The following is a 21936-nucleotide window of genomic DNA, read 5'->3' as shown; positions in this document are numbered from 1 at the left end:
TGCACCCTACGATTACATTGCTTTTTTGCTTTGATATTTCATTACAAAAAACGCAAAAATAGCAGCAAGGATTAAAATCGCTTGTGGCACAAGGGTTTCCACATACGGATAAACGCCTAACCACGAAATTTCAGGTACACCTGCCACTAAAGTTGGCTCAAACAATTTGCCTTCAATGAGTTCCAAAACAGATTTACCTGCGAATACAAACGCCATCACATACATAAACGAACCTGTGAACATAAAGAACGGTTTGAGCGGCAATTTCACCACGCTATAACGCATAATGAAGTAGCAAATTGCGAGCAAAATTGCACCGCTTACAAAGCCCGCGAAAAGATAGGCGAGACTAACCGCACTTTTGGCATCGCCAATGAGCGCATAATAGAACAGCACGGTTTCCGCTCCTTCGCGATAGACTGCTAGGAAACTGGTGAGCCATAAACCGAAGAGTGAGCCTGCGGTGAGAGCGGTGGACAGTTTGCCTTCAAGGTAGCGTTTCCAGTTTTGAGCTTCCACTTTGGAGAGTAGCCAGTAGCTCATACTAAAGAGCATAAACACGGCGATGATCATCGTGAAACCTTCGAGCAATTCGCGATTTTGCCCTGAATTTTCAAAAATAAGCTGGAAGATAAAGGCAGTTACCACGCTAGCTACTAATGCCACGTAAACCGATTGGCGAATGATAGGCAGTTTGTCGTGATGATTGTTTTTCACCATATAAGCTACAATTGCTGCGACGATGAGCAAGGCTTCCAAGCCTTCACGTAAAATAATGAGTAGGCTATAAAGGAACATCGACCAGTCGCTTTGTTCGCCACCTTGCAACATTTCCACTGCTTTTGCTAAATTTTGACTTAATCCAACCGCTTGATCTTGCAATTTATCGCCTTGTCCTGCTTTCATTAGGCTAACTAAGCGGGTAAAATAGCCTTCGAGTTCGGCTTTGAAATTGCTATCACGCGAGCCGATTTTGTTCTCCATTCCTGAATTTTCGAACACGTCAAAGTAGGTATCTTGCACCGAAAGCATCGCTTTTTTCGCATCGCCTTGCTGATATAACACAATCGCTTGTTGAATGCGTTGATTGATGTCTGTACTAATTTTTGCCCAATCTTGATCGGCATTATCATTTGCAGTTTGCGCATCAGATTGCATCGCTTGCGCGTTTTGTTCTTCTCGTGTAGTCGGTAAATTTGGTAACTGTTCTTCAATATCTTGCAACAGTTGCGTGCTTTGGTAGGCGATTTCTGTCATTTGATCAGGCTGTTCGCTTAGGCGGATCAAATTGTAGAATTGTTGATTGATGGCAGATGAAATTTCAGACGAACGATTGGTTCGTACCGACATTTCCATTTCAGAATTTTTGTAGCCATCGTATTGGGCTTGTTGGAAAGTTTTTTTTGCGTTAGAAAAATCGCCATTTTCGTAGTAAGTAATAGCTTGGGCAACTAAATCGTCAATGGTTTTGAAACTTTGCTGCCAGTAAGGTTTGATTTCTGCGTTATCGTAAACCCCGTGCTGTCCATCGGCGTTGAGTTGGTGACCTTCAATCAAAGAAGGCAACACTTCTTGCAATTCCTTTTTTAGCCCTTCGATTTTCGCTTGAATTTCGCTCATCGGTTTGCCTTCGCCAATCATTTTGCGAATTTCACCAAAAGTGGCTTCCATTTGGTAACTTTTTTGTGCCGAGAAGTTAATGCGAATCGGGCCTTCTAAATTTTCAAATACTTCAAAATACGCCATTTGCACTTCGGTTTTGGCATCATCAATTTTGTTCTCTTTAATCAACTGCTCGGTATTGTTGAGACGATTTGTGATATCGAAGACCCATTGTTGGTAGTTGTCTTGGGCAAAGAGTTGTTGGGATAACCCCAAAATGAAAGAAAAGATAAAAGAAAGAATAAGACGATGCATAGATCTCTTCCAAATGAAACTAATTCCTATTCTATTATTATCCTCCTCTTTTGAGAAAGAGCAAGAGGGAAAGTGTGATTTTCTAAAAATAAGGCGTATGAATTTAAAAATCTATACGCCCTAAAATAATAAATAGGTCAAGTATTACGCTTCTAACACCTCTTTCAAGAGTGCAATCCCTTTCTCAATCTGTTCATCGTTGATAATCAACGGCGGTAATAAGCGTAACTTGGTTTTAGCCGTTAGGAAAAGCACGCCTTTTTCGATACATTTTGCAACAATATCCGCAGCTTTTGTGCCTTCTTTAAACTCTACACCAATCATCAAGCCTAAGCCTGAAACGGATTTTACTTTTGGCAATGTTGCTAATGCTTTTTGCAATTTTTCGCCTTTGCGTTTGATTTCAGCTAAAAATGCATCATCAATTTTCGCAAGCACAGCATTCGCTCCTGCACAGCTTACAGGGTTTGCCCCGAAAGTGGAGCCGTGATCGCTCTTGCCAAGAGTATCTTGCACTTTCTCGCCCAATATAAACGCCCCGATAGGTAAGCCTCCGCCCAATCCTTTGGCAAGCGTAATGATATCTGGTGTTAAACCAAATTGTTGGTAGGCAAACATTGTGCCCGTACGACCAATCCCCGTTTGCACTTCGTCAATGATCAACAACACATCATATTGATGACAGAGAGCTTGTACACCTTGTAAATATTCGTGATCTAACGAGCAAACCCCGCCTTCACCTTGCACGACTTCCAAAATAATCGCACACACATCTTTTTGTCCTAAACGCGTTTCAAGTGCTCGTAGTTCATTGGCTGGCGTGTGATCGAAACCTTTGGTGAATGGGAAAAAATGTTGGTGGAATACCTCTTGTCCTGTAGCAGAAAGGGTTGAAATGGTGCGTCCGTGAAAAGAATTGACCAGCGTTAAAACGGTTGCACGATCTTTTCCATATTTATCGTGGCTATATTTACGTGCAGTTTTGATCGCCCCTTCGTTCGCTTCTGCACCAGAGTTGGCAAAGAAGACACGTTTTAGACCGCTTGCTTCTGCCAATTTTTTAGCTAAACGAGAAGAAGGCTCGGTGAAGAATAAATTTGAAGTATGGGCAAGCGAGCTTGCTTGGCGTATCACTGCTTTTAGCCAATCTTCATCTGCCCAACCAAGACTGTTTACGCCGATGCCACTGGTAAAGTCTAAATATTCGTTGCCTTCAAAATCCCACACTTGGCAGCCTTTGCCGTGTGAGAGTGCGAGGTTAAATCTGCCGTAAGTTTGGGCAATGTAATCGCTGTCTAATTGTTTTATTTCATTGCTGGTTGTGTTTGTCATTGTGTTTTTTCCTTTAAAATTTCACCGCTTGTTTATAGCTCTCCTCTTTTCTAAAGAGGGGGATTTTTACGCATAAAACCTTGTGCCGTTGCCTTTGTCGTTCAACATTTCAAGCAAAATGGCGTGTTCTACTCGTCCATCGATGATAGAAGCTTCTTTGCCGCCCGCTTGAATAAAATCCGTACAGCAAGCAATTTTCGGGATCATTCCGCCTGCGATAATGCCCCCATCAATGAGGGGTTGCACATCTGCTACTTTTACTTCGGGAATGAGCGTACTCTCATCAAAACGATCTCGCAATAACCCAGCAATATCGGTCATACTCACTAATTTTTCCGCTTTCAATGCCATTGCAATTTCACTTGCGGCGGTGTCGGCATTGATATTATAAATTTGACCGCTTGTATCTACACCGACCGTTGAAATCACGGGAATCAGGTTGGCGTTCAGTGCAAGTTCCAACAACTGAGTATTCACTTTGGTGATATTGCCCACAAATCCGTAATCTACTTCCGCTTGCAATTTCTCGCACTCAATCATTGAAGCATCTGCTCCGCAAAGTCCCACGCCTTTGCCTTTAAGCAAAGCAACAAGGCTTTTATTCACTTTTCCCGCCAACATTTGTAGCACCACGTCGATGGTTTCTTTATCGGTAACACGCAATCCGTTAATAAATTGCGATTCCTTGCCGAGTAACTTAATACCTTGAGAAATCTCAGGACCACCGCCGTGTACCAGTACGATTTTTACACCAAATTGATTGAGTAATAAAATATCTTTCATTACTGCTTGTTTGAGCGTTTCATTGATCATCGCATTGCCGCCATATTTCACCACGAGGATTTTACCTTGCCATTTTGCGAGGTAAGCGGTCGATTTTTCTAATATATTTGCGAATTGGATAATCTCTTCTGTTTGCATATTTTTCCTTAAAGTTCAAGCCCAGCGGTTTCTTCACGCCCAAGCATAATATTCATACATTGCACCGCTGCCCCCGATGCACCTTTACCCAAATTATCAAAGCGAGCAACCAATAACAGCTGAGTGTCGTTACCATAAACAAAAATTTCGAGGTTATCTTTGCCACTTAACTGATTAGCAGCAAGCATATTATCTTCAGGCATTTCTGCATAGCTATGCACGGAAATAAGTTTTGAGCCTTGGTAATACTCCGCCAATGATTTTGCAACATCTTCGCCATTTTTGACCGCTTGTAAGGCAATGATTGGTACAGGTACGCTAACCAACATTCCGCTATAATAGTCTGCCACTACAGGAGTAAAAATGGGTGGTTGGCTCGCCCCTGTCATCACTTGCATTTCAGGCAAATGTTTGTGCTTTAAGCTTAAGCTATACACGTGCGGGGCATCATATTTTGTAGTACGCTTTTTATCTGTATATTCCGCAATCATCCCTTTACCACCGCCCGAATATCCTGTTAAAGAGTAGCAAGAAAGTGGGTAATTCGCAGGCAAAATGCCTTTTTCAATCAATGGACGAACCAAAGCAATATAGCCTGTCGCATGGCAACCTGGTACAGCAACGCGGTTTGCATTTTGGAGTTTTTCACGCTGCCCCGAGAGTTCTGCAAACCCATAAACCCAACCAGGATTAACACGATGTGCCGTTGAAGTATCACAAATGCGAGCGTTTTCAGGGGCGTGAGCCACAAGCTCTTTTGAGGCTTCATCTGGCAAGCAAAGAAAAGTTAAATCCGCCTCAGCTACTTTTGCCACACGAGCATTCAAATCTTTGCGTTGTTCCTCTGGTAAGGTCAGTAATTCAATATCGTCCGCTTGTCCTAAGCGATCAAAAATACGTAAACCTGTTGTGCCTACCGCCCCATCGACGAAAATTTTGTATTTGCTCATATTGGTTTCCTGTTTTTTTGAGTTTTGGGTAGTTTATACCGAATTGAATTTAATCTCAATAAAATTGCATAATTATGCAGTATATTGAGTAAATAACAGATATAAAAATCCCCCAAACTTTCGTTTGAGGGATAATGCAATCAATTATTGTTGGTCACCAATTAACACAGATTCTAATGCAATTTCAATCATACCGTTAAAGGTTAATTGACGTTCTTCTGCACTGGTTACTTCGTGAGTGCGAATATGGTCTGACACTGTGCAGATTGCTAATGCTTTCGCACCATATTCTGCTGCCACAGCATAAATACCTGATGTTTCCATTTCAACGCCAACAATGCCATATTTTTCCATTACGTCGAACATTCCAGCATCAGGAGTATAGAATAAGTCAGCACTAAAGAAGTTACCCACTTTTACATCAATGTTTTTTGCTTTTGCTGCTTGGACTGCAGCCATTGTCATATCGAAATCCGCAATAGGTGCATAGTCGTTGTCTTTGAAACGGATACGGTTTACTTTTGAGTCTGTGCAAGCCCCTAAACCGATTACTACATCATAAACGTGTACATCTGGGCGTACTGCACCACAAGTACCAACACGGATAATTTTTTTCACGCCGTATTCAGTGATTAACTCTTTGGTGTAGATAGATGCTGAAGGAATACCCATACCGTGTCCCATTACAGAGATTTTACGACCTTTGTATGTGCCTGTGTAGCCGAACATATTACGTACATCAGTGACTAATTTTGCATCTTCTAAGAACTTCTCTGCAATGTATTTTGCACGAAGTGGATCGCCAGGCATAATTACAACATCAGCAAAAGCACCTTCAGGGGCATTAATATGTGGAGTCATTTTTTGTTCCTCTTTTTGTATTAACGAAATGATTTAGAATTCGTAGAAGTAAGATTATCTTTACGCAAATATGTGTTTATCAGGCTAGAAAGGTTACTCTACGAATTATCTAGAATAAAGCAAACGGTTTCGCTCGCTATAAAGTAATAACACCACATTATGTGGTGTTATTTTTTGAATTTAGATTATGCGATTGATCCGCCTAAACCGATAAATAAGCCTGCAATGGTTGCACTCATTAAGTTAGCCAGTGATCCTGCGATAACTGCTTTGATGCCAAGGCGTGCAATATCACCGCGACGGTTAGGTGCCATACCACCTAAGCCACCAATTAAGATTGCAATTGAACTAAAGTTTGCAAAACCACATAACGCAAATGTGATGATTGCTTTAGTTTTGTCTGTCAATTGAATAGCAGATTCTGGCGATAAATATTTAGAGAATTCTAAATAACCAACAAACTCATTGATAGCAAGTTTCGTACCTATCATTTGACCTGCAATATGAGCTTCTTCCCACGGCACACCAATTACCCATGCAAGCGGTCGGAAAATGTAACCAAAAAGCATACCCAGTGAAAGCTCTGGCATACCGAACCAACCACCAACACCACCTAAGATACCGTTCAATAATGCGATTAATGCCACAAATGCGATTAACATTGCACCAACGTTTAATGCAAGTTGCATACCCGCACCGGCACCCGCAGCTGCGGCATCTAAGATATTCGCTGGTTGTTCCATTTCAACCTTCGCCATATCATCGTTAAACTGCTCAGTTTGTGGTACTAAAATTTTTGCAAATAATAAACCTGCTGGTGCCGCCATAAATGATGCTGCGATTAAGTAAGTTAACGGAACCCCCATACCTGCATAGCCAGCCATTACAGAGCCTGCGATAGATGCAAGCCCGCCTGCCATTACCGCAAATAATTCAGACTCAGTCATTTTGCTGATGTAAGGTTTGACGATCAATGGTGCTTCCGTTTGCCCCACAAAAATGTTCGCAGCTGCAGACATTGACTCAGATTTTGAAGTGCCAAGTAGTTTTTGTAAGCCACCACCAATAATTTTGATGATCCATTGCATTACGCCAATGTAATAAAGAAGAGAGATTAATGCAGAGAAGAATACAATTGAAGGGAGAACGCGAACAGCGAAGATAAAGCCATCACCGCCCATTACTTCGAAAATTTTATCGCTTGCTAAGCCACCAAATACGAATTTGATACCTTCAAAGCCATAACCGATCACGTTATTTACGCCATCTGCTAACGCTTGTAACAAGTGACGACCTGCAGGAACGTAAAGAATTAATGCACCAAGTCCAAATTGTAAACCTAACGCACCTAATACAGTTCGATAATTAATTGCTTTCTTATTTGATGAAAGTAAAAAGGCAATTAATAATAGTACTACAATACCTAAAAGACTATTTAAAGCACCCATAAAAACCTCAAAAAGTGAAATATTAATCGTTTTTTACTTAAAAAAACGAAGTGGTAAAAAAAGTTTGGTTACTATAACGGCTTTTTTAAAAAAAATCTTCTGATTTTTATCAAACTTTTGTGCTATTGATTAAAAAATCTTAATTATTTTTTATTCCGAAATATTATAAAAACACAATTTGTTTATGCTATATTATTTTCAACGACTAAAACAATTTTATCGCTACACATTATGTCGAAAAAAACGCCTATTCCACTTATGCCTTGGGCTGCCAAACATCAATGGCAAATCGAACCTGCCAATTTGCTGATTATCTCTATTTCTATGGCAATTATGGGCATTGGCGAAGGCTTGCTTGTTTCTGCTAAATTGGGTAATGCACCTTGGACGGTGCTTTCGCAAGGTTTAGCCTTACAAACAGGAATGTCCATTGGTTGGGCAATTGCATTGATTAGTGTGATTGTTCTTCTATTTTGGATCCCTTTCAAACTTAAATTTGGTTTAGGGACGATTCTCAACGTACTCATCATCTCCTTTTTTATCGATCAAACAACCAAATGGGTAGAACCGCCTGAACTCTTATCTACTCGTATTTTTTATATGATCTTCGGTATTATCATCTTCAGCATTGGTACAGCTTTCTATCTTTCCTGCAAATTAGGCACTGGTCCTCGTGATGGGTTAATGGTAGGTATTTGCCAAAAATATGGTTGGAATGTAGGTCGTGTTCGGACAGCTATTGAAATTAGTGTTTGCTGTTTCGGCATTTTTATGGGGGGAACCTTTGGCATCAGCACGATCCTTTTTGCTTTAACCGTTGGTTGGATTATTCAGGGCACTTATTTACTATTGGAAAGACGATTTTCAATTCTATAATACAAGTAGTACATTTTTCTATTCATTACAAACAAAAGAATAACGGGGAATTTATGTCAAATATTCGTGAAATTTATTTAGCGGGCGGCTGCTTTTGGGGAACTGAAGCCTTTATGCAACGTATTAACGGTGTGATTGATGCTCAATCAGGCTATGCCAATGGCAGCACCGAAAATCCAAGCTATCAAGATGTATGCTCAGGAAGTGGACATGCAGAAGTGGTAAAAGTAACTTATGATGCGAATAAAATCAGCCTTGAAACTTTGCTAGATTATTATTTTAAAGTGATTGATCCAATCAGTATCAATCAACAAGGCGGAGATAAAGGTATTCAATATCGCACGGGCATTTATTACAGCAATTTAGCCGATAAAGATGTGGTTACTCAGGCTTTAAATTCACTGCAAGCACAATATAATCAGCCACTTGCTGTCGAAAATAAACCGCTTGAGCACTATTTCCCTGCGGAAGAGTATCATCAAGATTATTTAGATAAAAACCCAAATGGCTATTGCCACATTGATATCCAATTGATGAATGAGATTTTGAATAATCAAAAATAAGAAGAGAGGCGGAATGATGACTGATTTTTCCGCCTCCAACATTTTCGTTTAATCTCTAATCTCCATAAACTTCGCATCCAACACTTTCGCTAAATCTTGTGGGGCGAGTTCTACGTCTAAACCACGTTTTCCGCCTGAAACAAACATTGTTGCAAACAGCGTTGCCGATTCATCGATCACCGTTGGTAAACGTTTTTTCTGCCCAAGTGGACTAATACCCCCAAGCAGATAGCCTGTTGTTTTTTGTGCGATTTCTTTATCTGCCATTTCTACTTTTTTTACGCCTAAGGCGTGAGCCGCTTTTTTCAAATTTAACGTGCTTGAAACGGGCACAACCATCACAGCAAGTTTCTTCTGATCGCCATTTTCTGCCACTAACAACGTTTTAAACGTTTGATCTGCATCAATGCCTAATTTTTCGACCGCTTCTTGCCCAAAATTCGTGTTATTCGGATCGTGTTCGTATGGGTGTAGTTGGAAAGCAATTTTCTGTTTTTTCAAAAGATTTACCGCTGGTGTCATCACTCGCTCCTTGAAATTAGGTTATAATCATGCTTTATACACTTTAAATGCAAATAAGGAAGATAAAATGTCTCAAATTTATCTCGCCATTGCCGCTGATTTTACCCTAGCTGAAAAATTACTTGAAGCATTAGAAAACAGTAATTTGACCTTTGATAAAGTTTCCGCGGTTGAAATCGAACCTTTTGGCGAAGAGCAAAACCTCCGCTTTGGAACAAAAGCCGTTGAGCAATTTGAATTAGATAATCTCGATTGGTCTGAATTTACCCATGTGTTATTTGCTGCACCAATAGCTCAAGCAGAAACCTTAGCAAAAGCCGCTCAAGCGGGCTGTATTATTCTCGATCTTTTTGGCATTACCTCGCTGATTGGTAATGTGCCAGTGATTGTGCCAAATGTGAATAATGAAGCCCTCATTAACCTTCGTGAACACAACATTGTGGCATTGGCTAACCCGCAAATTTCGCAATTAGTGCTTGCACTACAACCGATTTTAGATCAACAGCTTAGCCAGATTTTCGTAACTTCACTTCTGCCATCAGCCTATTTTGGTGAAGAAAAAGTGAAAGAGTTAGCAGGGCAAACCGCACGTTTATTAAACGGTATCCCGTTTGATGACAATGTGGAACGCATTGCCTTTGATGTTGTGCCTGCGAATGTGCAAGGCGAAGAAAAACAACTGCCATTCTCTCGTGTGTTTGAATTGCAACTTGCAAAAGTTTTGCCAAATTTAACCGCTCCCGTGACTTTCCACTCAGTACAAGTGCCTGTGTTCTATGGCGTATCACAAATGGTTTCCGTCCAGTCTGAATATGAATTAGATGTGGAAGCATTAAGTGCCGATTGGGAAAACAATGCTTGGATTCATTTCAGCGAAAATGAAGTACAAACGCCTGTGAAAAATGGTGAAAATGAAGAGCAAAATGCATTGCAAATCAGCCAGTTACTTGCAAAAGAGGAAAATGCTTTGCAATTCTGGTCTGTTGCCGATGAACAAAAATTTAGCCTTGCATTTTTAGCGGTTGAATTATTGGCATTGGTGTTAGATTACTAATTGAGGCAAAGAGAATGCTAGAAAAATTATTCGCATTAAAAGAGAAAGGCAGTAATGCTAAAACTGAAGTGATTGCGGGGATTACCACTTTCTTCACGATGGTTTATATCGTGTTTGTGAACCCATCGATCTTAGGCATTACAGGAATGGATACGCAAGTGGTATTCGTAACCACCTGTTTAATTGCAGCGTTCGGTACGATTGCCATGGGATTATTCAGTAATCTTCCAATCGCACTTGCACCCGCGATGGGCTTGAATGCCTTTTTTGCTTTTGTCGTCGTGCAAAAATTGGGCTACTCGTGGCAAGTTGGGATGGGGGCAATTTTCTTAGGTTCTGTCGGCTTATTCTTGCTCACACTGCTTAAAATTCGCTACTGGTTTATGGCATCAATTCCGCACGGTTTGCGTGTTGGGATTGGTGCGGGTATCGGCTTGTTTATTGCTTTAATCGGCTTTAAAAATATGGGCATTGTTGTGCCGAATGCTGATACCTTAGTTGCTTTGGGCGATTTGCACGATCCAAAAGTCTTGTTAGGTGTGCTCGGCTTCTTTGTGATTGTGATTTTATCCGCCAAAGACATTCATTCAGGCGTATTAATTTCCATCGCACTCATCACAGGGCTTGCCTTGATTTTCGATCCTGTAGTAGCTTTCCACGGTATTGTTTCTATGCCACCAAGTTTAGATTCTGTTGTTGGGCAAGTGGATGTTGCTGGTGCGTTTGATTTAGGTTTATTTGGTATCATTTTCTCATTTTTACTTGTTAACCTTTTTGATAGCTCAGGCACGCTAATTGCAGTAACGACCAAAGCAGGCTTTGCTGATAAACAAGGGCGTTTTCCTCGGATGAAACAAGCACTTTTTGTAGACAGCACTGCAGCAATGGTAGGCTCGTTAATGGGCACGTCGGCGGTTAGTACCTACATTGAAAGCGGTTCAGGTGTATCAGTTGGCGGTCGAACAGGCTTAACGGCGGTTGTGGTTGGCGTGCTCTTCTTGCTGACCATTTTCTTCTCGCCACTAGCAAGCGTTGTGCCTCCTTATGCAACTGCGGGAGCACTAGTGTTTGTAGGCATTTTAATGGCTTCAAGCCTGATTGAAGTGAAATGGGATGACTTAACCGAAGCCACCCCTGCATTCATCACTACCGCAATGATGCCATTTACGTACTCAATTACCGAAGGCATTGCATTCGGCTTTATCAGCTATTGCGTAATGAAGGCTTGCACAGGCAGATTTAAAGAGATCAACCCTTCTGTTGCAGTAGTATCGATCTTGTTTTTGATTAAATTTGTTTGGGTTGGATAACCTATTTACTATCAATGTAATTTCTTCGCTAATTAAAACTGCCAAATCTCCCCTACCCCTCTTTAGCAAAGAGGGGTAGGGGAGATTCGGCAGAAGTGAATTAACCTCATATTTAATTAGACATAATATTAAATTATTTACTTGACTGAAAAAAATGAATTGCTAGAATTCTGGCATTCTTTTTTATAAAGAACTGTTCGGATGAAGGTAGCTGGAGAGAAATGAATTAACATTTCACCGACGAGGTAAAATCTTTCAGGTGCACATTGTGCGAGGACTGTTACTGGACGAACCCTTGGAGAGATCCAATCTGCAATGCAGAAAATGGACGCCGAAGGCGAAAATGCTTAACGCCCGTTAAGTGTGAAACGCTCAGGCAAAAGGACAGGGGAGAAAAGTTATTCCATAAACAAGCGGTCATTTTCTGCAAAACTTTTGCGAAAATCGCCCGCTTGCTTTCGCTTTTCTTTCCTTGTAAGCAAAATTTACGAGGAACATCAAATGTCAATCGACACCATTCTTAGCCAAATTAGCAGTTTTATCTGGGGAGCACCGTTATTGATTTTGCTCTCTGGTGTAGGCGTATATTTCACACTTAGCCTTAAGGGTATTCAAATCACGCAACTTTTCCGTGCGTTCGTCTATATGTTTAAGCCTGAACAAGGGCAGGGGCAAACAGGTGATATTTCCGCATTTGCTGCACTGTCTACCGCATTAGCGGCAACTATTGGTACGGGTAACATTGTGGGCGTGGCAACAGCAATTCATTCGGGCGGGCCTGGTGCACTCTTTTGGATGTGGCTGATTGCATTATTCGGTATGGCAACCAAATATGCTGAAGGCTTGCTTGCCATCAAATTCCGTGGACGTGATCGCTCAGGTTTCGTTGCTGGTGGCCCGATGTATTACATCGAAATGGGGATGGGCAAAAAGTGGAAATGGCTTGCTAAAGCATTCGCCTTCTTCGGTGTGTTAGTGGCGTTGCTTGGCATCGGAACATTCCCGCAAGTGAACGGGATTACCCACGCATTACAAGCCACTTTTGATATTCCTGTTGTGCTTACCGCTGTTGTGCTTACGTTAATCGTTATCGCAATTGTATTTGGTGGCGTGAAACGCATCTCCAAAATCGCCAGCGTCGTGGTGCCATTTATGGCGATCGCTTATGTGGCTGCATCTGTGTGTGTGTTAGCACTTAATGCGGAAAAAATTCCAGAAGCCGTGAAGTTGATTGTTTATGCTGCATTTAACCCAGAAGCCGCGTTAGGCGGGGCATTTGGCTTTACCGTAATGCAAGCCATCCAATTAGGTGTCGCTCGTGGTATTTTCTCGAATGAGTCAGGTTTAGGCTCTGCTCCCATTGCAGCAGCTGCAGCTCAAACTAAAGAACCTGTGCGTCAAGGCTTAATCTCAATGATAGGAACATTTCTTGATACCATCATTGTGTGTACGATGACAGGACTTGTGATTGTGATTACAGGGGCTTGGGCAGAAGGTGTACAAGGTGCGGAGCTGACGAATCTTGCTTTCAATCAAGGTTTAAATAGCGATTTTGGGGCAATTATTGTTACGATTGGTTTAGTGTTCTTCGCATTTACAACCATTTTAGGCTGGTGCTATTACGGTGAGCGTTGTTTTGTTTACTTAACGAAAGGTCGCACCAAAGGGATTAAATTCTACCGCTTGTTATTTGTGGTGTTAATTGCTTCTGCACCATTCTTGGAATTGCAAACTATCTGGACGATTGCTGACATTGTAAATGGTTTAATGGCATTTCCAAACTTAATCGCATTGATTGCATTGCGTAAAGTAATTATTAACGAAACAAAAGATTATTTTGCGAGATTGAAGACGGGTAAGGTTTAAAAAGAGAAAGAAGCAGAATGATGTCGTAGTTGCACAAGTAAAGCATTAGCTTGATTCTATTGAATGCGGAGTTGATAGCATAAAGGGCGGATTTAAACCCGCCTTATATTGGGCATTAAGCTGGATTATCAATATCCACAAAAGTGACATCAAGTTGATAGGTTTCTGCCAACCACTCACCAAGAGCTTTTACGCCATCACGTTCGGTTGCGTGGTGCCCTGCGGCAAAGAAATAAATGCCTTGTTCACGAGCGGAGTGTGTGGTTTGTTCCGAGATTTCCCCTGTAATAAAAGCATCAATGCCTTTGTTTGCTGCAAGATCAATGTAGCCTTGCCCCCCTCCTGTGCAAATTGCCACAGTTTTAATCAATTTATGCGGATAATCTGCAATAAATTCATCACATAAGATAGGCTGACGATTTAATGTCTTTTCAATGCGTTTTGCCATTTCTTGAGCAGAAATTGGTGCCTCAAGTTCGCCATAAACAGGAATCGAATTAGGTTTATCTTCTAATCCTATTAAATTACGCACACCAAGATGATTAGCTAATAGAGCGTTATTACCAAGTTCTGGATGAACATCAAGTGGAAGATGATAACTAAATAGATTGATGTCGTTTACAAGCAGCTGTTTAATACGTTTGCCTTTCATACCACGAATACAAGGTGTTTCGCTTTTCCAAAAATAGCCGTGATGAACTAAAATAGCATCAGCATTTAATTCAATCGCTTTTTCAATCAATGGAAGTGTGGCGGTTACGCCTGTGACGATTTTCTGAATCTGCTTACGTCCTTCAACTTGCAAACCGTTTGGTGCATAGTCAGAAATTTGCTTTGCATTCAATTTTGTGTCTAAAACCTGTTCAAGTTCAATATTGGTTAACATAATAAATCCTTAGTTTAGCGTCTGTTTTGAGTATAGCAGATTTTCGTTTTTCTGGTATCTTGTGCAACTACGACATAGTGCCGCATTTTTCTATTCTTCCGCGAGTTGCTCAATGGCAATTAAACACTTTACCTTGCGAAATTCCGTCTCTTGAATTTGTTGCTGATAGAGTAGAACTTCTTCTTTATTTGCCCGATTTTCCGCTTGATATTGTTTTTCAGTAAGCCAACAAATTTTCTCATTTAAAGCTCGCAACGCTTTGCGGTATTCCACCAATCTTTTTTCTTTGGGGAGAGAATGCACATTACGGGGCGGGCGATAGGGAGAGATAAAACGTTCAACTTTTTTTGTTTTTCGAATTTTTTGGATCGCTTTTTGCAGAGCATCAATTTGATCTAGCAGTTTTTTGGCATAAATTTCCGCATAAGCCACTTCGGTTTGTTGCTGTAATCGCTGAGCAGTTTGGCGGATTTCTCCAATAAAAAAGGCAACAGAAGCCTCTGATTTCGTAAAAAAATGTCCTGAAATAACCGCTTGTTCGTTTTCAAACGGTATAAAAGGATGAATACTTTGCTCAAATTTTTCAATAAATGATTGCATAAGAAAGCGTAAAAAAAGAATTTTGGCTATTATAACTTGCTTTCTTTTGGATTCAATCCACCAGAAATAGTCAATGAACTCAACTAAATGTCAAAAATGTGAAGTAGTTCACAAAATATTTTTTATTTTTCATTGAACTTTATTTTAATTTTGAAATTAATTAAAAATGCTTTATTTATCAATGTGTTAGGTGTTTGTTTTATTCTGGAGTAGAACGTAAAAAAGGCTCAATAAAAACTCCATTGGTTTGTAACTTATTGATTTTTAAGGGATAAAAATTTATTTTGGAATCATTGTTGAACTATTGACAGTCTATCCGCTTTTTGCCATTATGCGTTTGCACAAACATTCCCCGCATATCGGATTGAAATGTTTGCCGTTTTTAGAATGGTCCTTTAGTTATAAAGGACGTATTATTAAAACAAACCTTATAAGATAGGTGGTCATTATGAAAAAAACATTAGTTGCATTAACAGTGGCGGCATTTGCAGCATCTTCAGCACAAGCTGTAACCGTATTAGATCAAGATGGTACGAAAATTGACTTCGTTGGTTCTTTACGTGTAATTACAGAAAAAGACAGTTCAAAAACTACTTATATCAAAGATACCGTTGAAAATGGTACTTTATATAAAGCAGGAGCTACAGTAAAAAATCGTAGTCACTCAACAATTAAGAACTCAGGTTCTCGTTTTGGTGTAAATGTTAAACATCAACTAGCTGAAGACTTCTATGCTTTAGGTCGTTTAGAGTTCCGTTTTGATGATACAAAATCAGCTGATAAATGGGGTCAATTATATGCTAAACGTGCTTATGTTGGTTTAGGTAGCAAACAATATGGCGAAGTTACATTCGGTCGTCAACTTACTATCGTAGATGATGTAAGCCAAGCAAAAGATTATGAATATGGTCTCATTCCAAACGGTGACTATATTCCTACATCAGCAACGTCAGTTATTCGTTATGACTATCGTGGTATCGAAGGCTTACAATTAAGTGCAAACTATAATTTTGCACAAAAAAATAAAGAAAATGGTTCTGCTTCTCCATTAGATACAGCAATCAAAAATGGTGCCGCAGTTGGTGCATTATATGAAGTAAATGGTTTTGAAGCTCATGCAGCATTTGGTCGCACAAATTATGAAACTGGTACTGCACATAAACACTATAAAGATGGTTATTTGGTATCTTTAGGTCAACAATTTGGTGACTTTAAATTAACAGGTGACTTTGGTTATGCTTATGAAAAAGAAGGTGTGGTTAACGAACAACCAACAAAAACTAATAAGTTCTATGTATCACCGGGTTTCCAATATCAAGTAATGCCAGCATCTAAAGTATATGGTAACTACTTATACGAACGTGTGAAAGTAAAAGAAGCTTCAAAAGAGAAAACTCATGCATTCTTACTTGGTGTTGACTATAAATTCCACAAACAAGTGGTTGCATTCGTAGAAGGTAAATACGCACGTACTAAATCTTACGACTATACTACAGCAGGTTACGACTATGCTAAGAAAAATGCTGACAAAGCTGTCGGTGTAGGTTTACGTGTATACTGGTAATCTTTAGATTATTAAAATCTAACAGAACCCTCAATTAGAAATGATCTGCACCCTAAAAGTTGGACTAAACAACCAACTGACTAAGGTGCAGATTTTTTATGACCAAATACAACACACTTTTCAAACAACAATTCATCGAATTTTATCTTCAAAATGGTAAAAATCGTTCACTTACCCGTAAATATTTTCAACTTGCCGAAACAACATTAGAACGTTGGATCAACCAATTTAATCATAGTGGAATCGCTGCCAAGTCTAACTTTTTGGGGGCAGATCATATCAGGGCTATTTTATATCGCCAAAAATCCCGCTAAAATGACCGCTTTTAACGATCTTTCAATTGCAAAATGAGGAGAAAATGAGCGAATTTGATGCCAAAGTGTTTTTAGCTAATGTGCCACATCTGCCTGGGGTCTATCGGATGTATGATAGCAAAGGAACAATTATCTATGTGGGCAAGGCGAAAGATTTGAAAAAACGCTTGTCGAGCTATTTTCGCACTAACCTCGCCAGCCGAAAAACGGAAGCATTAGTTTCACAAATTGCCCATATTGAAACCACCATTACCCATTCCGAAACAGAAGCCCTGTTGTTGGAGCACAATTACATCAAGGAAAATCAGCCTCGCTACAATGTATTGCTCCGCGATGATAAATCTTACCCTTACATTTTGCTTACCAAACATAAGCATCCGCGATTAGCAAGTTTCCGTGGTAGTAAAAAAATTGCGGGAGAATATTTCGGCCCTTATCCGAACGCAGGTGCAGTGCGAGAAACGTTGAATTTACTGCAAAAAATCTTCCCGATTCGACAATGTGAAGATAATTTCTACAAAAACCGCTCCCGCCCTTGCTTGCAATATCAAATTGGGCGTTGTCTTGCTCCGTGTGTGGAAGGCTATTATTCGCAACAGGAATATGATCAGCAAGTCAATCTGGTGCGGCTCTTTCTGCAAGGCAAAGATAGCCAAGTAGTTGAGCATTTAATCGGCAAAATGGAAAAGGCAGCGGAAGAGTTGGATTTTGAAGTAGCAGCACGTTTTCGCGATCAGATTCAACAGGTGCGAGCGGTGCAAGAGAAACAGTTTGTCTCAAACGAACGTTTAGACGATTTGGATATTATCTCCATTGCCTACCAACACGGCATTGCTTGCGTGCATATTTTATTTGTGCGTCAGGGTAAGATTTTAGGAAATCGAAGTTACTTCCCGAAAGTGCCAAGCCATACCGAATTTGAAGAGCTGAGTGATACCTTTATCGGGCAATTTTATTTGCAGATGAACCAGCATCGTACCATTCCGAACCAGATTATTATTGACCATAAAGTGAGTGAAACGAAGGCATTGGAAGAAGTACTGTCTGAGCAGGCAGGGCATAAAGTGAGCATTACCGCGAATGTACGGGGCGAAAAAAGCCGTTATCTTGCCTTGGCGAAAACGAATGCACAAGCCGCATTGACACTGCAATTACAACAAGATGCTCACATTAAAACCCGCTACGAAGCCTTACAAGCGGTGCTTTCTTTGCCGAAAATTGCAAGAATGGAGTGCTTTGATATTAGCCATACGATGGGCAATCAAACTGTCGCCTCTTGCGTAGTGTTTGATGAAAATGGGCCACTAAAATCGGATTACCGCCGCTTTAATATTGAAGGTATCACAGGCGGAGACGATTACACTGCAATGGAACAAGCCTTGCTGAAGCGTTATGATAAGCCACTTGAGCCAGAGAAAATCCCAGATATTATTTTTATTGATGGTGGCAAAGGGCAACTAAACCGTGCGTTGGAAACTTTTACCAATTTGAAGGTGTCGTGGGATAAATCAAAACCGCTTTTAATTGGTGTGGCAAAAGGTGTTGAACGTAAAGCAGGTTTGGAAACCTTGTTGATTAGTAAGTGGGATAAGGAAATTCATCTCCCACCCGACAGCCCTGCATTGCATTTAATTCAACATATTCGCGATGAGTCACACAACCATGCCATTACAGGGCACCGCAAAAAACGCCAAAAAGCCTTTACCGAAAGCGGATTAGAAGCCATTGCGGGCGTTGGAGCCAAACGCCGCCAAGCGTTGTTAAAATATTTGGGTGGAATGCAAGGTGTGAAATCGGCAACGTTGGAAGAAATTGAATCTGTACCAGGAATTTCCAAAGCCTTGGCGGAAGTAATTTTTGATACGTTGCAGAATGGGTAAATTAAACTCATTTCTCCGTAAATAGCTACCGTCAAATCTTTCCTTCTCCTCTTTAGCAAAGAGGGGGAGGGCAGATGTGTCAGAAATAAAAACTGAGTTCATAGTAGATATTCACAAGTTTATCAAATGAAAATAAAACTCTACCACTACACCATTCCTTGTCGCACAGGCGTCGTGCTTCGCAAACAGCCTTTAACCGAGCGGGAAGGCTTGATTATTCGCCTAGAGAAAAATGGTAAAATCGGCTGGGGAGAAATCGCCCCACTACCAACTTTTAGCCGTGAAACCTTGGCAGAATGTGAAGCCCAAGTCCGCCAATGGCTTAAAAAGCCAACTGACTTGATGGATAACTTCGCCCCTTCTGTAGCTTTTGGCATCAGCTGTGCATTGGCAGAATTAAACGGAACATTACAGCCCGAAGGAGATTTTCGCTCTGCGATTTTATGCGATGGTGATGTTGCAAAATTTTCGGCAAAATTAACCGCTTGTCAGGCTCATTTAGGCAAAATCAAAATCGGATTTAATGCGGCGAAAGAGGGCGAACTTGCCAACCTGTTGCTTATGCAGTTCCCTGCTTTACAACTCAGATTAGACGCAAATCGTGCTTTCTCGCTCGAACAAGCGGTAAAATTTGCCGAGAAAATTGCAAAGCCACTGCGATCTCGCATTCAATTTATTGAAGAACCTTGTCAAACGCCCGCCCTTTCCCGCCAATTTGCAGAGATGACGGGCATCCATATTGCGTGGGATGAAAGTGTACGCGAACCCCATTTTTTGGTAAAAGACGAACCTAATTTGACCGCTATAGTGATTAAACCAACATTAACGGGTTCGCTTGAAAAATGCGTTTCGCTCATTCAACAAGCCCATTCACAAGGGATAAGTGTGGTAATTAGCTCAAGCATTGAAAGCAGTTTGGGCTTAACGCAGTTGGCTCGTATTGCTAAACAATATACGCCTGAAATGGTGGCAGGGCTGGATACGTTGAATTTGATGCAGTGGCAATTGTTACGACAATGGCAAGGATCAGATTTGCCTTTAATAGATGAAAACAGCGAATTTTTGCGTTTAATTTTAGAAAGTGAAGATTAAGGCGTATAATAAATTCAATTGAAATAAAAATAAGAGAACAGAATGCGTTTAGATAAATTTATTGCGGAAAACACAGGCTTAACCCGCTCACAGGCGGCGAAGGTGTTGAAAGGCGGTTTGGTGACCGTAAATGGTGAGATTGTAAAAAGTGGTTCGGTTAAAATTACCGAACAAGATCAGATTTGCTACGAGGGTGAACCGCTTGAATGGATGGAGGAAGGGCAATATTTTATGCTCTATAAACCACAGGGCTATATTTGTTCGAATGATGATGGTGAGTATCCAACCGTTTATCAATTTTTTGATTATCCGTTGATGACGAAACTACACACTGCTGGGCGTTTGGATGTTGATACCACAGGTTTGGTGCTTTTAACCGATGATGGGAAATGGTCGCACCGTGTTACTTCGCCGAAGCATCATTGTGAGAAAACCTATTTGGTAACGTTGGCTGATCCTGTTGAAGATTTTTATGCAGAAAAATTAGCAGAGGGGATTTTGCTGCGTGGAGAGAAAGATCCGTGCTTGCCTGCTCAATTGGAAATTATTGATGACTATAACGTGAACTTAACCATCAGCGAAGGGCGTTATCATCAAGTAAAACGAATGTTTGCCGCCTTGGGCAATAAGGTAGAAGCCTTGCACCGTTGGCGAATTGGTGATGTGGTTTTAGATGAAACATTAGAAGAAGGCGAATTCCGCCGGCTTACAAACGAAGAAATTGGGAGTTTTTAATGAGTGAGAAAAAACCGCATCCGTGTTTTTTTATTATTTTAGGAATGATGGCAATGCTTCCACCGCTTGCCATTGATATGTATTTACCGTCATTTTTAGATATTGCGAGAGATTTAGCTGTTTCCCAAGAAAAGGTGCAAACTACCTTAGCGGTCTTTACCTTTGGCTTTGCAGTCGGTCAGCTTTTCTGGGGGCCTGTTGCCGATAGCTTCGGGCGTAAACCGATTATTTTGATTGGCTTGGTAGGTGCGGCATTAGCCGCCTATTTTTTAACGCAAGTAGAAGATATTAACACCTTCTATTTTTTACGTTTAACCCAAGGCTTGTTTGGAGCTGCACCCGCGGTGGTTCTTGGAGCTTTAGTTCGAGATTTGTTTGAGCGTAACCGCTTTGCACAAATGATGTCGGTGATTATGATTATTACCTTGCTTGCCCCGCTTGTTGCCCCTGTATTGGGCGGTTATATTGCTAAATATCTGCATTGGCACTCTATTTTCTATACGCTAGTTGCAATGGGGATTGCTTGTGTGGTGTTGGTGGCGTGGAAAATCCCAGAAACGTTAGTGCCAGAAAAACGCCAACCAATAAATTTTAAACAGGTTCTCATCAACTATGCAAAACTGCTTTCGCATAAAGCAACTTTGGGTTATGTGATTGTAGGCGGGCTTACTTTTGCGGGAATGTTCTGTTTCTTAACTTCTGGCTCGCTGGTTTACATTGGAATCTACGGTGTTTCGCAAGAGCACTTTGGCTACTTCTTTATGCTCAATATGGTGGTGATGATTTCCATGACGGCAATTAACGGTAAGTTAGTCACTAAACTTGGCTCTGAAACCATGCTCCGAATTGGTTTAATCACTATGTTAACAGCAGGTATTTGGTTGGCGATTGTGGCAACCTTTGAATTGAATTTCTGGTTAATGGTGGTAGCTGTGCCGTTCTATGTCGGGATGCTTTCAACCGTCGGCAGTAATGCAACGGCTGCGGTATTAGATAAATTTCCGCAAATGGCAGGCACGGCAAATGCGGTTGCGGGTACGATGCGATTTGGTATTGGCTCTCTTGTTGGTGCATTGCTTTCACAAATTGCGGTTACCAGTGCAAAACCAATGCTTTATGCAATGGCACTTTGTGTAGTCTTAGCCGCTGCAATCTATTATGTTTGTTGTATGAAGACAGATAAAAGATAAAAACAATCTCCATAAAATTACTAAAAAGCGGGGGCATTCCCCGCGTCTAAGTTGA

General features: G+C 40.8%; 19 protein-coding genes, 1 pseudogene and 1 riboswitch. Of the genes and pseudogenes, 11 read left to right on the top strand and 9 right to left on the bottom strand.

Annotated elements, in window-relative coordinates; translation table 11 throughout:
- Nucleotides 1-12: 12 nt before the first annotated feature.
- The 6 genes from QMF79_RS02660 to QMF79_RS02635 form a co-directional block, all read right to left on the bottom strand.
- Nucleotides 13-1917: an FTR1 family iron permease gene (locus tag QMF79_RS02660; RefSeq protein WP_281772654.1), complete on the bottom strand. Its 1905-nt coding sequence runs from the start codon at nucleotides 1915-1917 to the stop codon at nucleotides 13-15.
- A gap of 144 nt (nucleotides 1918-2061) precedes the next feature.
- Complete coding sequence (locus QMF79_RS02655; RefSeq protein WP_281772653.1) at nucleotides 2062-3249, bottom strand: aspartate aminotransferase family protein; 1188 nt, start codon at nucleotides 3247-3249, stop codon at nucleotides 2062-2064.
- A 66-nt stretch (nucleotides 3250-3315) separates the two neighbouring features.
- Nucleotides 3316-4170: an acetylglutamate kinase gene (argB, locus tag QMF79_RS02650; RefSeq protein WP_281772652.1), complete on the bottom strand. Its 855-nt coding sequence runs from the start codon at nucleotides 4168-4170 to the stop codon at nucleotides 3316-3318.
- A gap of 8 nt (nucleotides 4171-4178) precedes the next feature.
- A complete protein-coding gene (gene argC / locus QMF79_RS02645; protein WP_281772651.1) occupies nucleotides 4179-5120 on the bottom strand; it encodes an N-acetyl-gamma-glutamyl-phosphate reductase in 942 nt (313 codons plus the stop codon).
- Nucleotides 5121-5264: 144 nt separating this feature from the next.
- Nucleotides 5265-5981 carry a purine-nucleoside phosphorylase gene (deoD, locus tag QMF79_RS02640; RefSeq protein ID WP_281772650.1) on the bottom strand — a complete coding sequence of 239 codons (717 nt, stop codon included), beginning with the start codon at nucleotides 5979-5981 and terminating at the stop codon, nucleotides 5265-5267.
- Between the two features lie 185 nt (nucleotides 5982-6166).
- The gene (locus tag QMF79_RS02635) at nucleotides 6167-7429 is read right to left on the bottom strand and encodes a NupC/NupG family nucleoside CNT transporter (protein ID WP_281772649.1); all 1263 of its coding nucleotides are present in this window, start codon (nucleotides 7427-7429) and stop codon (nucleotides 6167-6169) included.
- A gap of 231 nt (nucleotides 7430-7660) precedes the next feature.
- Here QMF79_RS02635 and QMF79_RS02630 point away from each other — a divergent pair, with 231 nt between their 5' ends.
- Together QMF79_RS02630 and msrA are read left to right on the top strand one after the other, a co-directional pair.
- The gene (locus QMF79_RS02630; RefSeq protein ID WP_281772648.1) at nucleotides 7661-8305 is read left to right on the top strand and encodes a YczE/YyaS/YitT family protein; all 645 of its coding nucleotides are present in this window, start codon (nucleotides 7661-7663) and stop codon (nucleotides 8303-8305) included.
- 53 nt (nucleotides 8306-8358) lie between these two features.
- On the top strand, nucleotides 8359-8868 hold the full coding sequence (gene msrA / locus QMF79_RS02625; RefSeq protein ID WP_111426951.1) for a peptide-methionine (S)-S-oxide reductase MsrA: 510 nt from the start codon (nucleotides 8359-8361) through the stop codon (nucleotides 8866-8868).
- Nucleotides 8869-8916: 48 nt separating this feature from the next.
- Here msrA and ybaK read toward each other — a convergent pair whose 3' ends face one another.
- On the bottom strand, nucleotides 8917-9390 hold the full coding sequence (ybaK, locus tag QMF79_RS02620) for a Cys-tRNA(Pro)/Cys-tRNA(Cys) deacylase YbaK (protein ID WP_111426952.1): 474 nt from the start codon (nucleotides 9388-9390) through the stop codon (nucleotides 8917-8919).
- A gap of 67 nt (nucleotides 9391-9457) precedes the next feature.
- Here ybaK and QMF79_RS02615 point away from each other — a divergent pair, with 67 nt between their 5' ends.
- The 3 genes from QMF79_RS02615 (at nucleotide 9458) to QMF79_RS02605 (ending at nucleotide 13620) form a co-directional block, all read left to right on the top strand.
- Nucleotides 9458-10444: an oxidoreductase gene (locus tag QMF79_RS02615; protein WP_281772647.1), complete on the top strand. Its 987-nt coding sequence runs from the start codon at nucleotides 9458-9460 to the stop codon at nucleotides 10442-10444.
- A 14-nt stretch (nucleotides 10445-10458) separates the two neighbouring features.
- Complete coding sequence (locus QMF79_RS02610; protein ID WP_281772646.1) at nucleotides 10459-11754, top strand: NCS2 family permease; 1296 nt, start codon at nucleotides 10459-10461, stop codon at nucleotides 11752-11754.
- Nucleotides 11755-12039: 285 nt separating this feature from the next.
- Nucleotides 12040-12152, top strand: a riboswitch (glycine riboswitch).
- Nucleotides 12153-12255: 103 nt separating this feature from the next.
- Nucleotides 12256-13620, top strand: coding sequence for an alanine/glycine:cation symporter family protein (locus QMF79_RS02605; protein WP_281772645.1), 1365 nt, complete (start codon nucleotides 12256-12258; stop codon nucleotides 13618-13620).
- A gap of 115 nt (nucleotides 13621-13735) precedes the next feature.
- Here QMF79_RS02605 and QMF79_RS02600 read toward each other — a convergent pair whose 3' ends face one another.
- Entirely contained in the window at nucleotides 13736-14509 is a 774-nt protein-coding gene (locus tag QMF79_RS02600; RefSeq protein ID WP_281772674.1) for a Nif3-like dinuclear metal center hexameric protein, read from the bottom strand.
- A gap of 87 nt (nucleotides 14510-14596) precedes the next feature.
- The gene (gene priC / locus QMF79_RS02595; RefSeq protein WP_111312217.1) at nucleotides 14597-15106 is read right to left on the bottom strand and encodes a primosomal replication protein PriC; all 510 of its coding nucleotides are present in this window, start codon (nucleotides 15104-15106) and stop codon (nucleotides 14597-14599) included.
- A 448-nt stretch (nucleotides 15107-15554) separates the two neighbouring features.
- Here priC and QMF79_RS02590 point away from each other — a divergent pair, with 448 nt between their 5' ends.
- The 6 genes and pseudogenes from QMF79_RS02590 (at nucleotide 15555) to QMF79_RS02565 (ending at nucleotide 21881) form a co-directional block, all read left to right on the top strand.
- Complete coding sequence (locus tag QMF79_RS02590) at nucleotides 15555-16670, top strand: porin (RefSeq protein ID WP_040216709.1); 1116 nt, start codon at nucleotides 15555-15557, stop codon at nucleotides 16668-16670.
- Between the two features lie 98 nt (nucleotides 16671-16768).
- Nucleotides 16769-16915 (top strand): annotated as a pseudogene (locus QMF79_RS02585) (helix-turn-helix domain-containing protein); the annotation flags it as partial.
- Between the two features lie 113 nt (nucleotides 16916-17028).
- Nucleotides 17029-18864: an excinuclease ABC subunit UvrC gene (uvrC, locus tag QMF79_RS02580; protein WP_281772644.1), complete on the top strand. Its 1836-nt coding sequence runs from the start codon at nucleotides 17029-17031 to the stop codon at nucleotides 18862-18864.
- Nucleotides 18865-18990: 126 nt separating this feature from the next.
- Nucleotides 18991-19956 carry an o-succinylbenzoate synthase gene (menC, locus tag QMF79_RS02575; protein ID WP_281772643.1) on the top strand — a complete coding sequence of 322 codons (966 nt, stop codon included), beginning with the start codon at nucleotides 18991-18993 and terminating at the stop codon, nucleotides 19954-19956.
- Nucleotides 19957-19998: 42 nt separating this feature from the next.
- Entirely contained in the window at nucleotides 19999-20691 is a 693-nt protein-coding gene (rsuA, locus tag QMF79_RS02570) for a 16S rRNA pseudouridine(516) synthase RsuA (RefSeq protein WP_281772642.1), read from the top strand.
- Nucleotides 20691-21881: a Bcr/CflA family multidrug efflux MFS transporter gene (locus QMF79_RS02565; protein WP_281772641.1), complete on the top strand. Its 1191-nt coding sequence runs from the start codon at nucleotides 20691-20693 to the stop codon at nucleotides 21879-21881. Before rsuA ends, QMF79_RS02565 begins: the two co-directional genes overlap by 1 nt.
- The last annotated feature ends 55 nt before the right edge of the window (nucleotides 21882-21936 follow it).

This window comes from Pseudohaemophilus parahaemolyticus (assembly GCF_938021905.1).
Lineage (GTDB): Bacteria > Pseudomonadota > Gammaproteobacteria > Enterobacterales > Pasteurellaceae > Haemophilus_A > Haemophilus_A parahaemolyticus_B.
This window is presented reverse-complemented; position numbering and strand designations above follow the sequence as displayed.

Coding starts and splice junctions, on each gene's coding strand:
- QMF79_RS02660 (WP_281772654.1), bottom strand. CDS start 1,917: ATGCATCGTCTTATTCTTTCTTTTATCTTTTCTTTCATTTTGGGGTTA.
- QMF79_RS02655 (WP_281772653.1), bottom strand. CDS start 3,249: ATGACAAACACAACCAGCAATGAAATAAAACAATTAGACAGCGATTAC.
- argB (WP_281772652.1), bottom strand. CDS start 4,170: ATGCAAACAGAAGAGATTATCCAATTCGCAAATATATTAGAAAAATCG.
- argC (WP_281772651.1), bottom strand. CDS start 5,120: ATGAGCAAATACAAAATTTTCGTCGATGGGGCGGTAGGCACAACAGGT.
- deoD (WP_281772650.1), bottom strand. CDS start 5,981: ATGACTCCACATATTAATGCCCCTGAAGGTGCTTTTGCTGATGTTGTA.
- QMF79_RS02635 (WP_281772649.1), bottom strand. CDS start 7,429: ATGGGTGCTTTAAATAGTCTTTTAGGTATTGTAGTACTATTATTAATT.
- QMF79_RS02630 (WP_281772648.1), top strand. CDS start 7,661: ATGTCGAAAAAAACGCCTATTCCACTTATGCCTTGGGCTGCCAAACAT.
- msrA (WP_111426951.1), top strand. CDS start 8,359: ATGTCAAATATTCGTGAAATTTATTTAGCGGGCGGCTGCTTTTGGGGA.
- ybaK (WP_111426952.1), bottom strand. CDS start 9,390: ATGACACCAGCGGTAAATCTTTTGAAAAAACAGAAAATTGCTTTCCAA.
- QMF79_RS02615 (WP_281772647.1), top strand. CDS start 9,458: ATGTCTCAAATTTATCTCGCCATTGCCGCTGATTTTACCCTAGCTGAA.
- QMF79_RS02610 (WP_281772646.1), top strand. CDS start 10,459: ATGCTAGAAAAATTATTCGCATTAAAAGAGAAAGGCAGTAATGCTAAA.
- QMF79_RS02605 (WP_281772645.1), top strand. CDS start 12,256: ATGTCAATCGACACCATTCTTAGCCAAATTAGCAGTTTTATCTGGGGA.
- priC (WP_111312217.1), bottom strand. CDS start 15,106: ATGCAATCATTTATTGAAAAATTTGAGCAAAGTATTCATCCTTTTATA.
- QMF79_RS02590 (WP_040216709.1), top strand. CDS start 15,555: ATGAAAAAAACATTAGTTGCATTAACAGTGGCGGCATTTGCAGCATCT.
- uvrC (WP_281772644.1), top strand. CDS start 17,029: ATGAGCGAATTTGATGCCAAAGTGTTTTTAGCTAATGTGCCACATCTG.
- menC (WP_281772643.1), top strand. CDS start 18,991: ATGAAAATAAAACTCTACCACTACACCATTCCTTGTCGCACAGGCGTC.
- rsuA (WP_281772642.1), top strand. CDS start 19,999: ATGCGTTTAGATAAATTTATTGCGGAAAACACAGGCTTAACCCGCTCA.
- QMF79_RS02565 (WP_281772641.1), top strand. CDS start 20,691: ATGAGTGAGAAAAAACCGCATCCGTGTTTTTTTATTATTTTAGGAATG.